A 17,437-nucleotide genomic window follows, 5' to 3' on the forward strand; every position below is an offset into this window, starting at 1 on the left:
GGCCCCGCATTTCATCTGGTGCCCCGTGTCAGCGTTGATCTCCATCGCGAGCAAGCTCGCTCCTACAAAGGGCATTCGGCACAGCCCCGTCAAAGTGTCTGGGTGAGCACCGCCATCAAGCGGTCGATCTCGGCTTCGTTGTTGAGCAGGCCGGGGGCGGTGCGGATCACCGGGCCGACATCGCGGTGCACGGCATCGCTGACCACACGGTTGGCCATGAGGTAGGCGGCGACCTTGTCGGCGTCCTTGTCCCTGACCCGGAAGAAGGTGAAACCCGATGACAGCGCAGGATTGAGCGGGGTGACCAGCTCGATCTGCGGATGCGCTTGCAGGTGCTGCTTCAGGTAACTGTTGAGTGCATGGATGCGCGCCTGCACCTGAGCCTTGCCCAGTTGCAGGTGCAGCTTGAAGGCTTCATTCAGCGCCCAGCGATGCTCGAATGCGTGGTAGCCACCCGGGGTCATGGTGGTGGAGAAATGCTCGGCTTCGGAGAAGGTCGGCACGATGGGGGTGACGTACTTGACCTCGGTGCTGCGGCTACAGACGATCCCGGTGCCCCGGGGGCCGAACATCCATTTGTGGGTACCGGCGATGAAGAAGTCACAGTTCATGGCCGGGAAACTCAGGTCCTCGACGCCAAAACCATGCACGCCATCGACCACATAGATGATCCGCTCGCTGTCGGCACGGTGGCGGTTGTGCTTGTCCACCAGGGCGCCGATCTCGCTGATCGGCAGCTTCACGCCGCTGCCCGAATGCACCCAGGTCATGCCCAGGACACGGGTCTGCGGGCGGATGTTGCGGTCGATGGCGGCCAGCACCTGTTCTTTGCTGACGCTGTACGCGTCCTCGAACAACCTGACCTTGCGCACCTGCGTGCCCTCACGCCGGGTACGCAGTTCGAGGATGCTGTGGGTGGCGTAGTGTTCGTGCTCGGTGGTGAGGATTTCCTGATCGGGGCGTACGTGGACCCCGCCGTAGATCATCGTCAGGCCGGCGGTGGTGCTGCCGGTCAGGGCGATCTGCCGGGCGTCGGCCTGCAGGTAGCGGCCGGCCCAGAGGCGCACCTCCTGTTCACGCGCCTCGATCACCCCCAGGTCCCAGTCCATGGCCAGTCCCGGGTTGTTGTCCAGTGCGGCGCGGTGCATCGCGATGGCCTCGCGCACCGGTTCAGGGTGGGTGGTGATCAGAAAGTTGGAGAAGTGCAGGTAGTCGGGATCCTGATTGAACAACTGGCGCAGTTGCGCCCATTTGTCCTGTGGCAGCGGGGTCAGGACCGCGGCGTTGGCGACGTTGCTCAAGCCTGCGCCCAGTGGCAGGCTGGCGGCGAGCAGGCCGGCGTGCTTGAGAAAATGGCGGCGACTGGTCATGGCTTGGCTGTTTCCCGGGCAGTGGCCAGCGCCGGTTTGGCGGCCTTTTCAACCTGGCTCCAGACTCGCAAGAAGTTACCGCCCCACAACTTGGCGATGTCGGCGTCCGAGTAACCACGGGAAATCAGTTCCGCGGTGACATTGCGAATCTCGCCAACGTTCTCCCAGCCTTTGACACCACCGCCTTCGTTGAAGTCGGAGCTGATGCCGACATGGTCGATGCCGATCTTGCGTACGGTGTAGTCGATGGCGTCGCCCAGGTCCTTGAGGCTGGCCTTGGGTTCTTCTTCCAGAATGGCGTAGAGCTGGCCGGCGTATTCGCCGAACTTCTGCTCTGGCCAGGCGGCGATGATCGGGTCTCCCGGCATCAGTGCCATGGCCAGGTTCGGTAGCGGCGGCAGGTCGAAGCGGGTGCGCAGGGCGTTGAGCTTGTCCTGGGTGGCCTGTGTCAGAGGGCGCAGGTACTGGGAGAAGCCGACCACCTGAACCACGCCGCCGCTGTTCTTGATCAGCTGCATTTCCTTGTCGCTGAGGTTGCGTGGAATATCCACCATGGCCCGGGGGGCCGAGTGCGAAGCGACCATGGGCGTGCGGCTCAACTGTGCGACTTGTTCCAGGGCCTTGGTCGACATCTGCGATACATCGATGATCACCCCCAGGTCGTTCAGGCGCTGCACCGCTTGCTTGCCCAGGTCCGACAGGCCGTCGAGGGCGTCGGGCGAGTCATTGAAAAACGGCAGCGGACGCGAGGAGTCGGCCCAGTCGTTGTTGCCCACATAACTGAAGCCGAACATGCGCATGCCGCGCGCGGTCCACAGGTCCAGCAGGCTCAGGTCGTGACCCAGCGGATAGGCGTTGAGCATGCTGATGAAGATCGCAAACTTGCCTTCGGCGTGCAGGCGGCGAAAGTCCTCGGGGGTGTAGGCGATGCCCACCTGATTGGGGAAGTCACGGACCATGCCGGAAATGATCTTGTAGCGAATCTCTTGCTGATTGCGCGCTTCGGCGACAAAGCCGGCGGTGGGCTTATGGGGGGCGTTGGGGCCGTTCCATAACTCCGGCCAGCCAAAAATCGTCAGCGCCGCTCCGGACAGGCGTCCCCGGTTGGCCTTGACCAGATCGAACTGGCCCGTGCCGTCCTTGTCGATCTCATTGCCTGCGGTGCCGAAGTCCTGAGGGACGGTAATGTGGCTGTCGAACGACAGCATCTGTTCGTGCAGCGCCTCGGCCTGTTTCATCACCTTGACCGGGTAACCGGGGTTGTCCCGAAAGCCATAGTCCCAGATCGCGTAAGCGGTGGCGGCGACGCTTGCCAGGGCCAGCGGCAGGCCGATCAGTAGAGCCTTTTTCGAACGTGGTTTTGTCATTGCCATCTCAGTCGGGTTCGCCGTCAGGGAGCAGGCGTGCAGCCTTTGCTATCAGGGAAGAACGAGCAGGGAGGGCAAAAAATTAGCGGGGATTGATCGCTCCCGATCACACCTCGCCCCCTCTGTAGGAGCGAGCGTGCTCGCGAGGGTCGTCAACGATAACGCGTGCAGCCTGACACCCCACGGCGCTCTCTGGTTCATCGCGAGCCAGCTCGCTCCTACAGGAATACGCGTCGACCCTGACACCCCATAAATTTCCCCGGCCAACACTCGTTCTAGCTTGGATAAAGCCTGCTTCATGGCTGACACAGGTAGCGCAATGACGATTTCCCGACGATGGTTCATGGCCGGCCTGGCGCTGACCGGTGCCGCTGTGCCTGCGGTGTTCTATGGGCATCGCGAACTGACCCGACCCGACCCCACGATCACCCCCGGTGAAGCGTCGTTCGATGTGGCCGATGTGGCCGTCCAGCGTCTGGCGGACAGTTTGCGCGGCGTCTGGGACATTCGTTTCGAAGGTGCCGATGCCGGTCTGCAAGGCTTGCCCCGGGACGGCTTGACGGTGTTTCTCGACATCGGCCACAAGGGGCGTGGCCTGGTGGGCTTTCTCGATACCGAGCAGCGCTTGCTGGCCGATGAAGCGCCACGCTATCGCATCCTCGGTGACCTGGCCGAGGCCAAGGGCGCCAACCTGAGCTGGCGGTTGCTCAGCCGCGAAACGGGGGTGGTGGACTATGAATGCGCCATGAGCCTGGACGAAGTCTGGGCCGATTTCGGTAACGCCGGCAGTGCTACCCTCAGTGGCCGAGTGTTGTGTCTGGACCGCCCTTTGGCATTGCCGGCCCAGGACAACCGCTTCGTTGCCCTCAAGCGCCGCTTCCCGGAGGCCCGTGAGCGAACGGTGCTCAACGAGGCGCTGCTGGCCTGGCTGGTGTCCCCCGAGCACCGCCTGTTTCACCAGCTGTGGCACGCCACGCGCGACAAATGGCACACCCTGGGCGAAGACAAGCGCAAGGCGCTGCGCGGACTCGGCTGGCAGCCCGGCCCACGGGACAAGGAACGTGATGCCCGTGGCCCGCGCAAGGATCGCAACGGTTCGGGCATCGATTTTTTCTTCATGCACCGGCATATGCTCGGCACGGCGCGCTCCCTGCAGGACTTGCCGTCGTGGCAATTTTTCCCCTTGCCGCAACCGTCGCTGGAGCGCGATCGCCCGGGGTTCGCCCGCTACTTCGACAACCACGACGGCAGCGCTTTGCCGCCGACCTGGCTGGCCGAAGGTGATGACGTCTATGCGCAGTGGGTCAGCGACATCAAGACAGCCGAGACCTATCACAGCAACTTTCAAGTCTGGGAGTCGCGCTACCGTGACCCCGGGTACCTGTCGAAGCTGACCCTCGGTCAGTTTGGTTCGGAATTGGAACTGGGCCTGCACGACTGGCTGCACATGCGCTGGGCTTCGGTGCCGAGAGATCCGTCCAACGGCCAGCCCGTGCCGTTTGCCCGCGACACCGCCGACTTTGCCCCGCGCTGGTTCGCGGCGGAAAACGATTTCCTGGGCGATCCATTCTCGTCCCATGTGAGCCCGGTGTTCTGGCAGTTCCATGGCTGGATCGACGACCGCATCGAAGACTGGTTCCGCGCCCACGAGCGTTTCCATCCGGGTGAGGTCCGCCGCCTGCACGTCAACGGGGTGCCGTGGTTCGCCCAGGGTCGCTGGGTGGAAGTCGCCGACCCATGGCTCGGCCCGACCACCCACGGCTGCAGCACCGAGCCGGGATTGCAGGCGGGAAAATCAGTGGAGATGGACCCGGAAACCATGAAGCTGGCGCTGCGCATCACCTTTGGCGAAGACGAAGACAAGCTCGTCGATCTATTGCGCAAAGTGCCAAAGCGACCCTGGTATGCCCGGCACTTGCAGGCCAGGGAGCGTCCGGTGTAAGCCACAATGCCGTTCAGTGTAGGAGCGAGCGCGCTCGCGATGGGCGTCAACGATTACGCGTATATTCTGAATAAACGCGTGGTTCTTGAGTTCATCGCGAGCGCTCGAGCGTCGACCGGCTGCGCCTACACGTGCGGTCTCATTTCCTTAACTGAGCGGCATTGCGGTGTGAGCTGCACTGGCGCGTTATCGTTTGATCGTTCCCGCGCGTGGGAACGGTCATCCGTTTACAACACCTGCCAACCCCCGCCCAAGGCCTTGTACAGGGCAATGCTGGCCTGCACCCTGGCTAATCGCAGTTGCACGTTCAGGTCCTGGGCCGCGTACAGCGTTCGCTGGGTGTCCAGTACGCTGAGCAGGTCTTCGGCGCCGGCCTGGTAGCGGCGCTGGGCGATGTTGAACGCGGTTTGCGCCTGGGCCAGTTCTTCGGCTTGCCACTGCCGTTGTTCGTCGAGGCCACGGATGCCGGTGAGGGCTTTTTCGACGTCGGCAAAACCGTTGATGATCGCCCCGCGATAGGTTTCCAGCAGCTCCTGTTGGCGGGCGCTGGCGCGGTCGCGTTCGGCGCCGAGGCGGCCGTTGTTGAAGATCGGTGCGACCAGCCCGGCCGTCAGGTTGTAGAACGGGCTGCGCAGGGTGTCGTTGAAGGTGTCGGCGCCCGAACCGAGGCTGGCACTCAGGGTCACGCTGGGCAGCATCGCCGCACGGGCAACGATGACGTCGGCCTGGGCGGCGGCCAGTTGGGCTTCGGCGCGGGCAATGTCGGGGCGGCGGCTGAGCAGGTCGCTGGGCAATCCGGCGCCGATGCTCGGCCAGTTCAACTGATCGAAACGTTGCTGGCTGCGTGGCAGGGCCTGCACCGGGCGGCCGAGCAAGGCGGCGAGGGTGATCCGCGCTTCTTCGGCCTGTTGGCGCACCAAGGGCAACTGTCGTTGTTGGGCGGCCACCAGGCTTTTCTGCTGGGCCAGTTCCAGGGCGGTGGCCGAGCCTGAGTCGTAGCGGGTTTGCACCAGTTGCAAGACGCTTTGGGCATTGGCCAGATTCAGCTCGGCAATGCGGCTTTGCTCCTGCAATGACAGGCTTTGCGCATAGCTATTGGCGACGCTGCCGAGCAGGGTCAGCTCAACGGTGGCCTGGTCGAACTCGCTGGCACGTACACCTTGCAGGGCGCTGTCGTGGGCGGCGTGTTTGCCGCCCCAGAAGTCGATTTCGTAGCTGGCGCTGAGGTTGGCGTCGAAGGAGTCCACGGCCTTGTTGCTGCTGTCGGCATCCAGTTGGCTGTAGCCGTCGCCACGCAACAGCTTTTGCCGATTGGCATTGAACCCGGCCTTCACCTCCGGTAACAGCGGGCCGCCAGCGATCACGGCGGTGGCTTGTGCCTGGCGCACCCGCGCCACCGCCGCGGCCAGGTCAAAGCTGCCGATTCGGGCCTGTTCGATCAAGCGGTCGAGTTCGGGGCTGCCAAAGCTCATCCACCATTGCCCTGAGGTGTGGCTGGCGTTCCGGGCGGTGGGCGAGTGCCAGGCGGGTGGCGGCGTGAGGCCGCTGTCCGGACGTTGCAGGGGCGTGCCACAGGCGCTGAGCAGCAGGCAGATGGAAAGCAGGGTCAAGGGCGACTTCATGGGTCGATCATTCACTGGTAAGGGCCGTGACCGGGTCGAGCCGGGCAGCTTTACGGGCCGGCATGAAGCCGAAAATTACCCCGGTGACCAAGGCGCAACCGAAGGCGCCCAGCACCGCGAATAAGGAGAACGCTACCGCCACGTCGCTGAGCAGCAACACTCCGCCCACCAACAGGGCCAGGGCGATCCCGGCGATGCCACCGACCACCGAGAGCATAACCGCTTCGGTCAGGAACTGGCGCAGGATGTCCCGCTGACGGGCCCCGGTGGCCATGCGGATGCCAATCTCGCGGGTACGTTCGCGCACGGTCATCAGCATGATGTTCATCACCCCGATGCCACCCACCAGCAGCGAAATGGCGGCAATCGAGCCGAGCATCAGCGACAGGGTGTTTTGCGTGCGGGCTTCGGCCTGGATCATCGCCGCGTTGTTGGTCAGCTCGTAGTCCTTCTTGCCGTTGTGCAGCTTGAGCATCAATTGGTCGATGGCCTGTTCGGCTTCCTTGACCTTGCGTGCATCGGCCGCCGCTATGGCCACGTACTCCGGGTTGTAGGTGCCGAACAGCCGGACGCTGGCGGCGGAGTAGGGGATGGCGATACGGTCGTCGCTGTCCTGGTCGCCGGAGCTGGCGCCTTTTTCGGCGAGCACGCCCACCACCTGGAATGGCACGTTCTCGATCAGGATGTACTGGCCGATGGGGTCGATCCGATCCTTGAACAGCTTGTCACGGACCTTTTTGCCGATCACTGCCACGGCCGCCGCATTGCGCTCGTCGGCTTCGGTGAAGTAGCTGCCTTCCACCACCGGCCAGTTGAAGATCGCCGGGAAGTTAGTGTCGTTGCCGCCGACATAACTCAGGTGGTCCGCATTGCCAAAGCGCACGCCGGCTTCGGCGCCGTTGACCGGCATGATCCGCATGACTTGCGGCAGGCGGGCCAGGGCGGCCACATCGTCGAGGGTGATGATGCCGGGGGGCGTGCGCGGGTTCGGCGCCGAGCCACCGAGGTAAATGATGTTCGAGCCAAAGGCGCCTATTTGCGCCATGACCTGGCGTTTGCTGCCTTCGCCCACGGCCAGCATCACCACCACCGACGCGACGCCGATGATGATCCCGAGCAAGGTCAGGGCGGTGCGAAAGCGGTTGATCCACATCACCCGCCAGGCCGCCTGCACGGCGTCCAGTAACTCGCCTTTCCACGCCCCGGTGGCTTCGCTGCCTTCGCTCAGGCGCTGGCGCAGGTCCACCGCTTGCAGGGCGCCGGGGTTGACCGTGTGTTGTGCATGGGTGGAGTCGACGGCACTGTCGCTGATGATCAGCCCGTCACGGATTTCGATGACGCGCTTGGCCCGTGCGGCGACTTCACGGTCGTGGGTGATGAGAATCACCACGTGGCCCTGGCTCGCCAGTTCATCGAGCAGGGTCATGACCTCGGCGCCGCTGTGGCTGTCGAGGGCGCCGGTCGGTTCGTCGGCGAGGATGATGTGGCCGCCGTTCATCAGCGCCCGGGCAATCGACACCCGTTGTTGCTGGCCGCCGGAGAGCTGATGAGGGCGGTTGCCGGTGCGTTCGGCCAGCCCCAGCCGAGCCAGCAGGGCGGCGGCGCGGGCATGTCGCTCGGCCGCCGGGGTGCCGGCATAGATGGCCGGCATCTCGACGTTTTCCTGGGCCGAGCCCGAGGGAATCAGGTGGTAACCCTGGAACACAAAGCCGAAGGCTTCACGGCGCAGCCAGGCCAGTTCGTCGCTGTCCAGCCGGGCGACGTTTTCCCCGGCGAACAGGTATTCGCCCGTGCTGGGCCGGTCGAGGCAGCCGAGGATGTTCATCAGCGTCGATTTGCCGGAACCGGAGGCGCCGACAATCGCCACGAACTCACCGGCGTGAATCGCCAGGTCGATGCCACGCAGCACGTGGACCTCGGGGGCGTCATCACCGCCGTAGGACTTGCGGATGTCTTTGAGGTCGATCAGCGGCGTCTGCATTCAACCCCCGTTGCCGTCGACCGGACCGATCAGCAGGTGATCGCCCTCATTCAAACCCTCGAGAATCTGCACCTGCAACCGGTCACTGATGCCGGTGCTCACCACGCGCGGCTGGATATCGCCGTTCTTTGCCACGACCCGAACGGTCTGGCTGCCGGGGCGGGGGCCGCTGTGCAGGGCCGAGATCGGGGCCGTGAGGACGTTCTTCGCCTCACTGGCGACGAAGAACACCTGGGTGGTCATTTCCGCCATCAACGCGTTGTCGGCGTTGTCGACGTCCAGTAGCACGGTGTACAGCACGACCCGGCCACTGCCGCTCTTGCCGCTGGACGGGCTGCCACTGCCACCGCCTTCTTTGCTTTGGTCCAGGGGTTTGGGCGGTACCGGCAGAATCTGTCGTACCGTGCTCTGCCAGCGCCGCGTGCCACCGGCGAGGGTGGTGAAATAGGCCTGCATGCCGGGTTTGACGTGGCCGATGTCGGCTTCCGAGACCTCGGCCCAGACGGTCATGGGAGACAGCTTGGCGATCCGCAGAATCAACGGGGTTTGCTGTTGGGCATTGAGGGTCTGGCCGGCGCGGGCGTCCAGCGCTACCACGGTCCCGGACATCGGCGCGTAAATGCGTGTGTAGCCAAGCTCAGCCTGATCACTGCGCAGACTGGCTTCGGCCTGGCGGATCTGTGCCTGGAACATCTGAATGCGGGCCTCGGTGGCGCGCAGTTCGGCGCGGGCGGTTTGCACGTCCTCCTCGCGGGTGGCGCCGCCAGCGGCGAGGTTCTGCTGGCGCTGGTATTTCTGTCGGGCCAGGTCGTGCTGTGCGCGTTGCTCCTGGAGCTGGGCCTTGAGGTTGTCGATGGAGAAGCGCCCGGCATCGAGCCTGGCATTTTGCGTCGAGGGATCGATCTCCACCAGCAACTGGCCCTGCTTGACCACGTCACCGACCTCGACGTGGATTTTCTGGATTTGCCCCGAGGCCTGGGCGCCCACGTCGACATAACGTCGCGGTTGCAAGGTGCCCAGCGCGGTGACGCTGCTTTCGATGTCGCCCCGGCTGACGGGCACGGTCGCGAGCGTGTCCCGGCCAGGCGGGATGATGTGCCAGGCAGCCACCGCGATGGCCGGAATCAGGCAAAGAGCTGCAAGCAGGGCGCGTCGGGTCTGTCGGGGGCGTTTCATGCAGGGTTCCGGCCAGTGGAAGTCGGCCCGTTGCTCGAGGTTGCGGCCACATCCGGGCCGCGGCCGAGCGCTGCCAGAACACCGGCAGACACGGGAAGCTGTCCTGTATACGAGCCATCAAGGGGCAAATTTAAGCGTCGACACAAAGGGTTACAGCTGTAGACGAGGAATATTTCCCGCGCAAGTCATGGGGTACTTTAAATCTATATGAGAATTACTATAAATTACGCGCCTGTGATTGCCATCATCGTGCCGCTATCGTTTTGAAGGCGCCGGTTGGGTTCAAGGTCAGTACCGTTGCGTAAACGGTCGGGAGTCATGTTGGAAAACTACTATCGAGAGCTGGTGTGTTTCCTCAACGCCAAGCTGGGCAACCGCCAGGTGGCCGAAGATGTGGTGCATGACGCCTATGTCCGGGTGCTGGAGCGCGCCAGCGATACGCCCATCGAGCAACCCCGCGCGTTCCTCTATCGCACTGCGCTGAACCTGGTGATCGACGCTCACCGGCGTAACGTGGCGCGCCAGACCGAGCCACTGGAAGTGCTCGACAGCGAAGAGCGCTTCTATGCGCCTTCACCGCAGAACCACTTCGATGACAGTCAGCGCCTGGACCTGTTGCAGCGTGCGCTGGCCGAGTTGCCGCCGTTGTGCCGCGAGAGCTTTATGCTGCGCAAGCTCGAGGGCCTGTCCCACCCGCAGATCGCCGAGCGCCTGGGGATCTCCCGCAGCCTGGTGGAGAAGCACATCGTCAATGCGATGAAGCATTGCCGTGTGCGCATGCGCGAGTGGGACGCCCACTGAGCGCTGGCCGGTAAATTTTTTTTCATGGTCCTCGTTCCTACTCAACAGACGATCTGCTGTCCTGCCTAGGGCCGGTCAGGTCATTGCGGCTTACATCTCCCCACTGTTGAGGGGCTTATCCAGAGGACCCTGGAAATGACAAAGGCAATTGCATCGCCCATCGTTCACGACCTGATCGGCGTTGGCTTCGGCCCGTCGAACCTGGCATTGGCCATTGCGCTGCAGGAGCGTGGACAGGCCCATGGCGAGCTTGATGTGTTGTTTCTCGACAAGCAGGCCGACTACCGCTGGCACGGCAACACCCTGGTGACCCAGAGCGAATTGCAGATTTCTTTCCTCAAGGACCTGGTGACGCTGCGCAACCCGACCAGCCCTTACTCATTCGTCAACTACCTCAAGGCCCATGGCCGTCTGGTGGACTTCATCAACCTGGGCACGTTCTACCCGTGCCGCATGGAGTACAACGATTACCTGCGCTGGGTGGCGGGACAATTTGCGCAACAGAGCCGTTATGGCGAAGAAGTGCTGGCCATCGAGCCGGTGCTGCGGGACCAACAGGTTGAAGCGCTGCGAGTGATCTCCCGTGATCGCGACGGCCAGGAGTGTGTGCGCGCCACCCGTTCGGTGGTGGTCAGCGCTGGCGGTACCCCGCGTATTCCCGAGGCGTTCAAGCCGCTCAAGGACGATGGCCGGGTGTTCCACCACGCCCGGTATCTTGAGCGCATGGCCCAGCAGCCTTGCGTCAACGGCCAGCCGATGAATATTGCGATCATTGGCGGCGGGCAGAGCGCGGCAGAGGCCTTCATCGACCTGAACGACAGTTTCCCTTCGGTGCAGGTCGACATGATCCTGCGCGGTTCGGCCCTGAAGCCGGCGGACGACAGCCCGTTCGTCAACGAAGTGTTCTCGCCCCAGTTCACCGACCTGGTGTTCCAGCAGGCGAGCAGTGAGCGCGAGCGGCTGGTCAACGAGTACCACAACACCAATTATTCGGTGGTCGATATCGACCTGATCGAGCGCATCTACGGCATCTTCTATCGGCAGAAGGTCTCCGGGATTGCGCGTCACGCATTTCGCACCCTGACCACCGTGGAGCAAGCCCGGGCCACCGAGCGCGGCATCGAGCTGGCGCTACGCAACACGGCCACGGGTGAGCTGACCGTTCGGCACTACGACGCGGTGGTGCTGGCCACCGGTTACGAGCGTCAGATGCACCGCCAATTGTTGGCACCGCTGGAGGCGTACCTGGGCGACTTCGAGGTCGATCGCAACTACCGGGTCATCACCGACGAGCGCTGCAAGGCCGGTATCTACATGCAGGGCTTCTGCCAGGCCAGCCACGGTCTGAGCGACACCTTGTTGTCGGTGTTGCCGATCCGCGCCGATGAGATTGCCGGCTCCCTGTACGCCCATGGCAAGCCGCAGGGCAACAGCCATTCGGTACGGGACCTGATGTTGGCGGCGGCCAGTTGAGGGGCGTATTGCAGAACTGTTAGTCGGTCTTCGCGGGTGAGCCCGCAGTTGTAGGAGCAGCCGGTCGACGCTCGAGTGCTCGCGATGAACCCGAGAGCGTCGCGTTTATTCTGAAAGCACGCATTATCGTTAACGTCCATCGCGAGCGTGCTCGCTCCTACAGATTCACGTGCGTCTGCAAGAGCAGGGAGGCGCCCAGTCCTTGGCCGCTGTTACAACCACCCCGAGCGCTTGAAGCTGGCCCATAATCCGACACAGCCGACGGTGATGAACGCCAGCACCCCGAAGTAGCCGTAGTGCAGTTTCAGCTCCGGCATGTTCTCGAAGTTCATCCCATAGATCCCGGCCACGGCGGTTGGGAAGGCGAGGATCGCAGCCCAGGCGGCGAACTTGCGTTGCACCACGCTTTGCCGCGCGGCCTCCAGCAGTACACCGATTTCGATGGTCTGGCTGGCGATGTCGCGCAGGGTGGTGAGGTCTTCCATCTGCCGTGTGACGTGGATCTGCACGTCACGAAAGTACGGCCGCATGTTCTTGTCGATGAACGGGAAACTCAGCTTCTGCAGTTCTTCGCTGATCTCCACCATCGGTGCCGCGTAACGACGCAAGCGCAACACGTCACGGCGCAGGCCATGCAGGTTCAGGATGTCGACTTCGCTCATGGCGCTGCACAGGACATTGCGCTCCAGGTCGTCGATCTCGCCGTGAATCGCTTCGCCCACGGGCTGGTAGTTCTCGATCACAAAGTCGAGCAGGGCATAGAGCACGAAATCCTCGCCGTGCTCCAGCAGCAACGGGCGCGCCTCGCAGCGCTGGCGTACGTGGGCGTAGGAGGCCGACTGACCATTGCGGCAGGTAATGATGTAGCCCTTGCCGGCAAAAATGTGGGTCTCGATAAACTCCAGCTTGCCGTTCTCGCGCACCGGCGAGTAGGTGACGATGAACAGCGCATCGCCGAAGGTTTCCAGCTTCGGTCGGCTGTGTTTTTCCAGGGCATCTTCAATGGCCAGTTCATGCAGGTTGAACTGGCGCTGCAGGTTGGCCAGCTCCTGAGCGTTCGGCTCTTCGAGGCCGATCCAGACAAAGTGGCCAGGTTTGGCGGCCCAGGCCGCGCCCTCATCGAGGGTGATATTGGTGACTCTCTTACCGGCGCTGTAGACCGCGGCCGCAACGACTCTACCCATGGTTCCGTTTCACTTCTTCTTGAGCAATGGCAGTGACAAGCAGATGCAGCTTAGCGCGCCCTGAAGCTTGAGAGTCAGTGAAATCGAAGAGGTTCCTGGGTTGTTGCAGGTGTGTGCCGGTTCAGGCGGCTTGCAGTTGCCGGTCCAGCGAGTCGATGCACTCGCGCATTTGCTCGCGGCACTGGTCCATCAGCGCGGGCATGTCGTCGAGCGTCAGCCCGGCCGTGGGAATCGGTGGCAGCGAACGGATCAGGATCCGGCCACTGTTCCAGCGATCCAGGCGCATGTGGTTGATGTAGTTGCTGACGCACACCTGCACGATGGGGACGCCGGCCGCGATGGCCATCTGGAACGCGCCTTTCTTGAACGGCAGCAGTTCCTTGCCCAAATTGCGCGTGCCTTCCGGGAACACCCAGATCGAGGTGTCCTTGTGCTGCAAGGTGTCGGTGGTGGTGAGCATCGCCTTGCGCGCCTTGTGGGCGTTGCCACGGTCGATCAGCACGTTGCCGGCCAGCCAGAACAGTTGCCCGAACAGGGGCACCCATTTAAGGCTCTTCTTGCCGATGCACACGGTGCGGTGCGGCACGACGTTGCCCAGCACGAACAGATCGTAGTTGGACTGGTGGTTGGCGATCACCACGCAGCTTTGCTTTTTGTGGGTCAGCGATTCGACGTCGGTCTTGACCCGTAGACGCAGGATGCACATGGCAGGCCAAGCGTAGAGGCGGGCACACAGGCGGCTGTTGTCCGGATTGAACGGTCGGCACAGGCCCAGGATCACACCCAGCCCACCGGCGATCATAAAATGCAGGCCCATCAACAACATACGAATCAGATACAGCATCTACAGGCCCACCGGAGCAAAAGGTGGCGCAGTGTACGGATGTGCACTGTTTTCGGCAATTGCCGCTCTATAAGTAGGAGATAGGCGATGTTTAAGCGCATGTTTCCGACATCTGTTATCAGAGGCGGGCTAGAGCGCTTGCTGGCTTTCGTGCCCCTTGAGCAAGAAAAAGCCCGACGCGACGGTCGGGCTTTTCAGCATTGCACCTTCAGCACTTAACCCAGGTGTTGCTGATCCTGGATGATGGCGCTGTCCAGTGCCTCGAGCAGGGCCTTGCGCACTTTGAGCTTGGTGTTCTTGTGGGCGGTCATGTTGATCTTCTTCAACTGACGCGCGGCAGCCAGCGCTGCGCCTTGCAGTTCTTCGGCGGCGACCACCTTGTCGAGGAAACCGGCATCCACCGCGCCTTGCGGATCGAACATCTCGCCGTTGATCACCGAACGGTGGAACGCCGACTTACGCAGGCGGTCACGGGCCAGTTCGATACCGGCGTGGTGCATGGTCATGCCGATCTGCACTTCGTTCAGGCCAATGCTGAATGGGCCGTCGACACCAATACGGTAGTCGGCCGACAGCAGAATGAACGCACCCTTGGCCACCGCATGCCCAGGGCATGCGACGATGACCGGGAAGGGGTGGGACAGCAGGCGACGGGCCAGGGTGGAGCCGGCGGTCACCAGGTTCACCGCTTCCTTGGGGCCGGATGTCATCACCTTCAAGTCATAACCGCCCGACAGAATGCCCGGCTGACCGGTGATGATCACCACCGCGCGATCCGTCACCGCCTGGTCCAGTGCAGCATTAAAAGCGGCAATCACGTCCGGCGAGATGGCATTGACCTTGCCATTGCTCAAGGTCAGGGTCGCGATACCGTCTTCGAGGTGGTAGGAAATCAACTCACTCATGACGCTATTCCTTGTATTGAAGTGGGGCAGACGTTACCCATGGCCGCAGGCCAGGTAAAGCGCCGTGACTGACCGGCCAGTCAGCCAATCCGCCCCCGCCCAGCATCGCGGGCCACGCCCACCTCGCGTTGCCTTCTATATAGAAGCGTTCCCTTGGCCGAAGAATGGCAGCTTTGCCATACCCGCCAACCCGCCCGAATCGACAAATCGCTTAACCGCATGAAAATTCTGAAAAAAATGTTTGCCATCGGAAAAGCTTTCGACTACATTAGCGCGCCTCGACAGACAGAACTTGTTTGAAGAGATACGGTGAAGTGTCCGAGTGGCTTAAGGAGCACGCCTGGAAAGTGTGTATACAGGAAACTGTATCGAGAGTTCGAATCTCTCCTTCACCGCCAAATTCAGAAAACCCCTGTAATTCAATGAGTTACGGGGGTTTTTCTTTTAAAGTTGTACTACTCGGTTGTACTACTCATCACGTCTCGCCTTCCGGCGCTCCGTTTCCACAGGGCGCTGTCGCTTTTCGCTCGCATACCCCTGGCCTCACGCCGCCCCCTACCGTTAGTCCGATCACGCCCCCGGCCGTGTCACGCTCTATGCTTCGCCCTACATCTACCGTTCGTCAGGTAATGAGCATGGCGTTACGAGGCGGTGTTGGTACGGAAGCCTTTAAACACGGGGGTATCACGTGTATTGCTATCGGTAAGCGACGTATTGATAGAAAAAATATACTTGCATTAATCAGCGTAAAGTGCTTGACACTGAGTCAAAGTGTGGTAGAATATAGCTGTAGAGAGGGAGAAGTTTCTCTGTCTGCGTTCGGTGCCGATCTCCAAGACAGACCGAACAGCCACCCTAATCCAATTTGGTGGAGGGTTCCATTGTTCAGCCGGTAACATGGCTACATACACGGTAGACAGCCTGATTCCCTGTCGTCGCTCCAGTCGCCAGCGTTAAAGAGTTGTAGGCTTTCAACTCAGCGACAACGAACTTCAAGACATAGCAGCAAACCGAACGGGTAGAAGGCCACAATCTTTTACCCTTTTTTATTGTCTGCGATTTCCTGCGTTACATCACATACACCAACTCACTTAAGGAGGCCGAATGGCACTTACCTACAGACACTGCTGCGTGTGTAATTCACGCTTTGCTTCACGTACACCACATGGACGATTCTGTTCTGGCCTGTGCCGAGTACGGAATCACCGAACACTCAAACAGATTGAGCATGACCAACAATCTCCACCACCAACCCCAACAGAGGTGCCACCAGATGACATTAGCTGAAGAGCAACGCAAGGCAGCGATTGCCGAGCAAATCAGAGATTATGTTTATAAGAACTGTCACTGCATGTCTGCGAGTGCGATTGCTGAAGCGCTGGGGGTCAGTCTTCGTGTGATCGATCTTTACTATCCGCGTGCCAGTCGATAGCCCGTAATCAACAACACAAACCAAAAAGGAGATAACTACAACATGAGAGAGAAGCACAGTGTCAAACTTTATCGTAATTCACGTCGCATCAAGCCTGCTAGTCAACGTCATTAGCTCTACCGAGCTGCCAGCGGATAGCCCTACATTCCGTTTCATCAGAGTATCTGATGCAGTCCTACAGAAGTTCTACAAACTCGCGGGCAAGAAGAGTCGAGACGGAACTCTGGTGTCAGTAGGTGAGCTAGCAAGTGTTAGTCCATCGTTCCTGGAATCATTGGGCTAAACCGCGATAAAAACACCTACCCCTACCTAGGGTACAGGGTCGCTGTTTTGCACCGCTACAGGCCGCTGTTTACGTGGCCTCGATATCGCAATATCACCATATCCCAGCCTACCTTTAGGTTGCGGACAACTATCACCCACATTCGGGCAAACAAACATACATAAGAGGAAACAAAACATGAAACAAGCAGTATTGAAGACCATCACCGCTGAGGATATTCAGGCAGTAAGAGAAGAGGCTGAACGTCTGTACATGTCCAGAGTTGAAGGTAATGACTTTGACTTCCAAGGTGAGCCAAATGAAATGGGTGAGCTTCCTCGCCGCTGGTTCCTTGGTGCACTTGTTGAGTTTGTCGCACACCCAACACCAGACGATCTGTTGAGCTTGGTCTTTGAGAAGGTTGCAGAAGGATGGACACGCTCAACAGCGAGTACAACAAGCTCTAACGGTGGTGGAGTATCGGTCTTCCGTGTGTATCTGAAGAAGCCTATTGCCCAGCAGCAACTGGATTTGGAAATATTGTATGCAGAAGCTGAAGCCAAGCTTCGTGCCAAGGTTGATCAAGAAAATGAATTAATCGTAGAGCGTGAGGTTCAACTTCAAGTTGCAAATGCTGCCCGACTGAAGGCTGAGCAATTGGCCAAAGAAGAGCAGGATGCAGCCGAAGTGATCCGCAAGGAAGTGGAGCAGGCTCTTGGTCGTACACGTCAAACAGTTCGTGCAGCCCTGAAAGGGGCTAAGTGATGCTGGATCTGACAACACGAATTTTGTTGGAGCGGTATGCATCCAATGACCCGCGATTGAATGAGGAAGATGTGAAGAAGCAAGCAAGTTTGCAAGTAAAAAGTGTTGTAGATGGTGGTAAGGCTTTCACGGTGTTGATGTCGTCAGCGGACTATGCCGACAAGGAGATTACCGCTGCGTGTGATGACTACAACAGGAAGTACCCTGAACACATGAGTTATAGCTTCCAGCTTCCAGCAACGATGTTCGGTATCCCGGCTAATAGTTGGGTGCTGGCATTACCAGAGAGAGGAACACAATGACATACACCCTA

Annotated in this window: 14 protein-coding genes and 1 tRNA gene; 7 read left to right on the forward strand and 8 right to left on the reverse strand. The window is 60.8% G+C overall.

All coding sequences use genetic code 11. The features are described 5' to 3' along the window. Positions 1-89 precede the first annotated feature (89 nt). Both CKW29_RS05480 and pvdM read right to left on the reverse strand, forming a co-directional pair. Entirely contained in the window at positions 90-1,370 is a 1,281-nt protein-coding gene (locus CKW29_RS05480) for an aminotransferase class V-fold PLP-dependent enzyme (protein ID WP_095148035.1), read from the reverse strand. After that, a complete protein-coding gene (gene pvdM, locus CKW29_RS05485; protein WP_095148036.1) occupies positions 1,367-2,737 on the reverse strand; it encodes a pyoverdine-tailoring dipeptidase-like protein PvdM in 1,371 nt (456 codons plus the stop codon). Before pvdM ends, CKW29_RS05480 begins: the two co-directional genes overlap by 4 nt. A gap of 319 nt (positions 2,738-3,056) precedes the next feature. Between pvdM and CKW29_RS05490 the strand changes: the two genes are divergently transcribed. Continuing rightward, positions 3,057-4,679 (forward strand): PvdJ/PvdD/PvdP-like protein, encoded by a 1,623-nt coding sequence (locus CKW29_RS05490; protein ID WP_095148037.1) that lies wholly within the window; start codon positions 3,057-3,059, stop codon positions 4,677-4,679. A gap of 227 nt (positions 4,680-4,906) precedes the next feature. On the opposite strand, the gene CKW29_RS05495 is transcribed toward CKW29_RS05490, so the two are convergent. The 3 genes from CKW29_RS05495 to CKW29_RS05505 are packed head-to-tail and all read right to left on the reverse strand — an operon-like array spanning position 4,907 to position 9,458. After that, positions 4,907-6,301 (reverse strand): efflux transporter outer membrane subunit, encoded by a 1,395-nt coding sequence (locus CKW29_RS05495; RefSeq protein ID WP_095148038.1) that lies wholly within the window; start codon positions 6,299-6,301, stop codon positions 4,907-4,909. Between the two features lie 7 nt (positions 6,302-6,308). Beyond that, complete coding sequence (locus tag CKW29_RS05500; RefSeq protein ID WP_095148039.1) at positions 6,309-8,282, reverse strand: MacB family efflux pump subunit; 1,974 nt, start codon at positions 8,280-8,282, stop codon at positions 6,309-6,311. Next, positions 8,283-9,458, reverse strand: coding sequence for an efflux RND transporter periplasmic adaptor subunit (locus tag CKW29_RS05505; protein WP_095148040.1), 1,176 nt, complete (start codon positions 9,456-9,458; stop codon positions 8,283-8,285). It lies immediately after the preceding gene. Positions 9,459-9,776: 318 nt separating this feature from the next. On the opposite strand from CKW29_RS05505, the gene CKW29_RS05510 reads away from it, so the two are divergent. After that, complete coding sequence (locus CKW29_RS05510) at positions 9,777-10,259, forward strand: sigma-70 family RNA polymerase sigma factor (protein ID WP_095148041.1); 483 nt, start codon at positions 9,777-9,779, stop codon at positions 10,257-10,259. Positions 10,260-10,394: 135 nt separating this feature from the next. Next, positions 10,395-11,732, forward strand: a complete 1,338-nt coding sequence (locus CKW29_RS05515; protein ID WP_095148042.1) for a lysine N(6)-hydroxylase/L-ornithine N(5)-oxygenase family protein — start codon at positions 10,395-10,397, stop codon at positions 11,730-11,732. A 212-nt stretch (positions 11,733-11,944) separates the two neighbouring features. On the opposite strand, the gene CKW29_RS05520 is transcribed toward CKW29_RS05515, so the two are convergent. From CKW29_RS05520 to CKW29_RS05530, 3 genes are all read right to left on the reverse strand, one after another. Then, complete coding sequence (locus tag CKW29_RS05520) at positions 11,945-12,916, reverse strand: magnesium and cobalt transport protein CorA (RefSeq protein WP_095082590.1); 972 nt, start codon at positions 12,914-12,916, stop codon at positions 11,945-11,947. A gap of 121 nt (positions 12,917-13,037) precedes the next feature. Beyond that, positions 13,038-13,760 (reverse strand): 1-acyl-sn-glycerol-3-phosphate acyltransferase, encoded by a 723-nt coding sequence (locus CKW29_RS05525; protein ID WP_095143038.1) that lies wholly within the window; start codon positions 13,758-13,760, stop codon positions 13,038-13,040. A gap of 215 nt (positions 13,761-13,975) precedes the next feature. Further along, positions 13,976-14,665 (reverse strand): crotonase/enoyl-CoA hydratase family protein, encoded by a 690-nt coding sequence (locus CKW29_RS05530; RefSeq protein ID WP_095143039.1) that lies wholly within the window; start codon positions 14,663-14,665, stop codon positions 13,976-13,978. A 308-nt stretch (positions 14,666-14,973) separates the two neighbouring features. On the opposite strand from CKW29_RS05530, the gene CKW29_RS05535 reads away from it, so the two are divergent. The 4 genes from CKW29_RS05535 (at position 14,974) to CKW29_RS05545 (ending at position 17,426) form a co-directional block, all read left to right on the forward strand. Continuing rightward, positions 14,974-15,063, forward strand: a tRNA-Ser gene (locus CKW29_RS05535). A gap of 767 nt (positions 15,064-15,830) precedes the next feature. After that, positions 15,831-16,097, forward strand: a complete 267-nt coding sequence (locus CKW29_RS25430; protein ID WP_143496839.1) for a hypothetical protein — start codon at positions 15,831-15,833, stop codon at positions 16,095-16,097. A 460-nt stretch (positions 16,098-16,557) separates the two neighbouring features. Continuing rightward, the gene (locus tag CKW29_RS05540; RefSeq protein WP_095148043.1) at positions 16,558-17,124 is read left to right on the forward strand and encodes a hypothetical protein; all 567 of its coding nucleotides are present in this window, start codon (positions 16,558-16,560) and stop codon (positions 17,122-17,124) included. After that, positions 17,124-17,426, forward strand: coding sequence for a hypothetical protein (locus CKW29_RS05545; protein WP_095148044.1), 303 nt, complete (start codon positions 17,124-17,126; stop codon positions 17,424-17,426). Before CKW29_RS05540 ends, CKW29_RS05545 begins: the two co-directional genes overlap by 1 nt. The last annotated feature ends 11 nt before the right edge of the window (positions 17,427-17,437 follow it).

This window comes from Pseudomonas sp. Irchel s3a18, assembly GCF_900187535.1.
Classification (GTDB): Bacteria; Pseudomonadota; Gammaproteobacteria; order Pseudomonadales; family Pseudomonadaceae; genus Aquipseudomonas.